The sequence below is a fragment of the Cryobacterium sp. MLB-32 genome (assembly GCF_000738085.1).
In the GTDB taxonomy this organism is placed as follows: domain Bacteria; phylum Actinomycetota; class Actinomycetes; order Actinomycetales; family Microbacteriaceae; genus Cryobacterium.
Genome location: NZ_JPRS01000273.1, coordinates 1 through 4,544, shown reverse-complemented (window position 1 = coordinate 4,544; position 4,544 = coordinate 1). Strand labels below are relative to the sequence as shown.

The 4,544-nt window shown below is 62.5% G+C and carries 3 protein-coding genes; 2 read left to right on the top strand and 1 reads right to left on the bottom strand.

Annotated elements, in window-relative coordinates; genetic code table 11:
* Positions 1-879 (bottom strand): response regulator (locus JF66_RS17465; RefSeq protein WP_035880018.1); only part of this gene is annotated, 879 nt, incomplete at its 3' end.
* Positions 880-3,171: 2,292 nt separating this feature from the next.
* Here JF66_RS17465 and JF66_RS17455 point away from each other — a divergent pair.
* Together JF66_RS17455 and JF66_RS17450 are read left to right on the top strand one after the other, a co-directional pair.
* Positions 3,172-4,305: an acyl-CoA dehydrogenase family protein gene (locus JF66_RS17455; RefSeq protein WP_197059473.1), complete on the top strand. Its 1,134-nt coding sequence runs from the start codon at positions 3,172-3,174 to the stop codon at positions 4,303-4,305.
* Between the two features lie 7 nt (positions 4,306-4,312).
* Positions 4,313-4,544, top strand: a 232-nt coding sequence (locus tag JF66_RS17450) for a phosphate ABC transporter substrate-binding protein (protein WP_035880015.1), incomplete at its 3' end; no start/stop codon positions are given.

The following is a 4,544-nucleotide window of genomic DNA, read 5'->3' as shown; positions in this document are numbered from 1 at the left end:
CAGATCGAGGTGTATCTGCGCGTGCTTGAGCGCCGCGCCGGCCTGCTCGACCGCCTGCTTGGCAGACTGGACGGCGTCGAGCGGGACGTATCCGACGAGCGGGGTAACGCTGACCTTAGAGCCCTCGACGTGCAGGCGGCGACCGGCGAGACGTTCAGAGAGTCCCTGCAGTAGGTCGCGCACGTCGTCGGACGACGTCTCCGGCAGCAGCAGCCCGAAGCCGCCATCGGGGGTACGGCCGGCCGTCTCCAGCGGCGTGACCACGGCGCCGAGCACATCGGCGACCTGCCGCAACATCTCGTCGACCCCGCGCTCCCCGAAGCGCGCACGGATGCTCCCGGACTCGTTCAGCCCGATCAGCGCCAAGTGCCCCGAGCGGCCGCTGCGAAGCGCCCGCTCGCGCTCCCGGTCGAGCTCGTCCATGAACGTCGCAGACGAGGCCAGCCCCGTGCGGCGGTCAGTCTGCAGTCGGTCAGCAGGCACCGGCGGCCGTAGCCGCTTGGCGTCCACTCGAGCGACCAGGACCGGCAGGTCGAAGGGCTTGGTGATGTAGTCGTCCGCGCCGAGACGCATGCCGGACACCACGTCCGCGGCCTCGGCGCGGCTGGTGAGGAACAACAGGGGCAGGGAACGCAGCCGGGAGTCCTCGCGCAGTCGCTGCACGAGGGTGAAGCCGTCCATGTCCGGCATGTTGACGTCGGAGACGACGACGTCCGGGACCGCCTCGGCCAGTCTCGCCAGCGCCTCGGCGCCGCTGGAGGCCGTCGTGACGCGGTAGCCGGCCGCGAGGAGCCCTTGCGCGACCAGACCCACGATCATCTCGTCGTCATCTACGATGAGCACCGCGCCCCGGTCTTCGGCTACTGCTCTACCCGTCATCGGGTTACTCCCGGTCAATAAGTCCCCGCACGGCCGTCCGGCGCAGAACTGGAGCGACTGCGTGGTGCCTGCTGAACTCTACTGGGGCACACCTGCCACGAACTTCCGCTCGCATGAAGTCGGGCACGGTTGCTGGCCACCAGACTAGGTGACCATTTGCATGACATCAATTTTACCGAACACCGCCCATTGGCGCAACCTTCGGCGTCCACAGCTCCGGATCGGATCGGGTTGGCCTTGGAGGTTTACGTTCACAAGGTGTTGTGCGCACAAGGCTCCCTTCCGCCTCGCCTTCGCCGCGTACTCGTCGCCTGCGTCTCCTGCGTTGGAAAGTCGGCGCTCGCGTCACGGATCCCAGCGATGACCGGCGGACAGCACACCGAGATCGACTCGCTCCATACCGGCCCCGGCTGGGCGCCACGGGAAAATTTTCTCCAGGAGGTCAACAGATTCACGAGCGAGGATGCGTGGACAAGGGAGTGGCAATACCCGTCCGTGCGTGCTCTGGTAGCGCGCGGCGCAGACTTCCTCGTCGGGCTCGACCGGCCATTCCCGATGACCTTCGCTCGCGTAGTTCGGCGCACTCTCCGTCGCCGATTCCTCCGAGAAGCGCTGTGGAACGGCAACGTGGAGGCGCCTCTAAGCAGTGTCTTTACCGACCGAGAGCACATCGTGCGCTGGGTCATCGCAATCTCGCCAATGCGGAGCTGTTGACCGCACTGCATTCACGTGGAAGCGCATTCCCTGTGGCCGACCGCATTCGGTCCGAGCTGTTTCGGGCAAGTTGTGAAACGCACGCACGCCACGCGCGATCATCACGTCAGCGCGTGATTGGCCTCCCGACGGGCGCGGTTCAGTAACTGAACTACCTGTCGAGAATAGGGTGGGCTCGGCGCGCACCCTTGACGAGATTCGTGCTATTTCTGACGATTCTGCTCATGCTCAATCAAGGGGTGGTGCGATGTAGCAGCGGGCGTTCACCTCGAGATTTGATGATTTCCGTGTCTAGATCCGAGTGAATTCTTTGACGATACCGAATAGAATCAGCCTCTGATCGGCACTTCTTCTGCGGCGTTATCGACGCTAATTAGACATTTCTCTCATGGGTTCATGTCTTAATCCATTCACCAAGACTGCACTTGATCAGCTATTTCAGGCAGTCTGGGGGAGGGCAGTTTGATGCGAACAACGTTTATTCAACGTTTATTCAAAATTTTGTCTATTCCGGTCTCTTCTTTTGGGAGTTCAGAATCGCGTTCGGCTGGTCTGGGTCTGCCTTGAGCAGTTTCGGGTGGTTGAGGCTTGAAGGGTTCTCCGTTCACTCGTGAGCTTGCCAGACATCGATTGAAATCGGAACGAACGTCGCGGTTCCGGAAAGGCTGGACTGGAGGTTAGCCTCCTCTTGCGCAGGCAAGTGCAGATCTCGTGGGCACTCGAATAACGCATGAATTGCGGAGGACAGGACGACGGCAGGCTTGCTGGACCTGCTCTGGACCTGCTCTGGACCTGCTCTGGACGTGCCGCTTCGTTTTCTGACTGGGGCGTGTGGCTCATCTGCGAGAGCCACCCAGGGTCGAACATTGCTGAAAATTAGCTGGCTATGTGCGTTGCTTTCGGGCGTGGGCGAACCGGTAGGAATCGGTTCGGGTTTCGATGATGGTGCAGATATATGTGTCTGCCGGTCAACGATCGCCGCGTAGAGCCTTCCCTCCCCTGAAACAGTTGGCATCGGTCCGGGTCGATCGCGCTTTCGCGCTGTAATGTCGCACTGGCCGTGCAGGGCGTCACTGGAGGCAGGTTGGGCCAATGTCGAACCGTGGGGAACTCTCGCCGGAGCGGTCGCGTTTCTTGGCGTGTATGTGTTCATTCAGGCGTGCCGAAGGCAGTCACTGGTGTGACTGTCGATCTTCCGGATCCCGAATGCGGCCGCGGCTCATTTGGCGTCGACGCACGCCGGATTCACACGTGAGGTCGCCTCACCCAGCCCTAAAACGTAGGGGCAGATCGATGAGGGACATACCACGATCCCGTTGGCTTCGCCCGGCCGGAGTACCTCAGGCTGAACTCGGGATCAAGGTAGGTTTGCGCGGGACAGCTCGAGCACAAGCCGATAATCGCCCGATTCCCTTCTGCGTTCGCCGAGGCTGTGGTGGTCGGCGATGACCCTCCACGCCGGTGTTAGGCACTCTGAAGAAATTCCTTGCCGCGCTGCCCTCCACGAGGGGGATAATGATCGGGTCGGCGCCGTGACAGCAGTGTCGAGAAGCTTCAGCAACGATGCTAGGAGACCGCATGATCATGGCGCATTCGACCCTCGACGAGGCTGTAGAGCAGGTAACCTCGGTAGCTTCCGCTCACGCCCAACAGGTAGATAGCGAGGGCACGTACCCCGTCGATTCAGTCGCGGCTCTCCGGTCGAGCGGGCTGCTCGGTCTGGTGATCAGTGAGGAAGCTGGCGGCATGGGGGCCGGGCCTGTTGAGTTCACGGAGGTGTTGGGCTCCATCGCGGCGGCGTGCGGATCGACCGCGATGATTTACCTGATGCATGTCGCGGCTGCCGTGACGGTGGCATCCGCCCCGCCCGCAGCGATGCCGGACCTTCTTGCGCGGATGGCTTCCGGTGAGGTGCTCGGCACGCTCGCGTTCAGTGAGAAAGGGTCGCGGTCGCACTTTTGGGCTCCGGTGTCGGAGTCGGTGGCGGACGGTGACGACGTTCGCTTCTCTGCCTATAAAAGCTGGGTGACCTCGGCTGGCTACGCCGATGTCTACGTCATGTCATCCAAGAGTGCGGTCGACCCGGCGACGGTAGACCTGTACGCGATCCCTGCCGGTACCGTGGGCTTGGATATCGCCGGGCCCTGGAGCGGGCTGGGGCTTCGGGGCAATGCATCGAGCCCGATGTCAGTAGAGGTGACCATTCCGGCGAGTTATCGCATCGGTGAACCGGGCAGCGGGTTCGGCACAATGATGGCCACGGTGCTGCCGTGGTTCAATCTGGGCAATTCGGCCGTGTCGCTCGGGCTCTCCACCGCAGCAGTGGATGCCGCTGTCGCGCACGTGACCGGTGCCCGGCTCGAGCACCTGGATCAGGCGCTTTCCGCATTGCCGACGATCCGGGCGCAGATTGCGAAGATGAGCATCACGTTGGCGGCGCAGACGTCCTATCTCGCGCAGGCGGCCGCGAAAGTGGCGACCCCGACCGCAGACACGGGCCTGTTCGTGCTCGGGGTGAAGGCCTCGGCAAACGATGCCGCGCTGATCATCACCGAATCGGCCATGCGGGTGTGTGGCGGTGCGGCGTTCTCGAAACATTTGCCCATCGAGCGGGCGTTTCGGGACGCGCGCGCGGGGTCGGTCATGGCGCCGACCGCAGACGTGCTCTACGACTTCTACGGCAAGGCCTTGACCGGCCTTCCGCTGTTCTGAGGTTCGAATGTCGAAACTCGTCGGAGCCCCCTTGCTCATCGGAGCGGTCGCATACACCCCCAATGTTGTTCCCATTTGGGAAGGCATCCGCGAATACTTCGACGAACCGGACACGGCGATGGACTTCGTGTTGTTCTCCAACTATGGACGTCTCGTCGATGCTCTTCAGGCCGGGATGATCGATATCGCCTGGAATACAAATCTTGCGTATGCGCGGTCAGTGCTGCAGACCGATGGGC

What these genes read in the sequence shown, in the direction of transcription:
- JF66_RS17455 (WP_197059473.1), top strand. Translation starts at nt 3,172, where the DNA reads ATGATCATGGCGCATTCGACCCTCGACGAGGCTGTAGAGCAGGTAACC.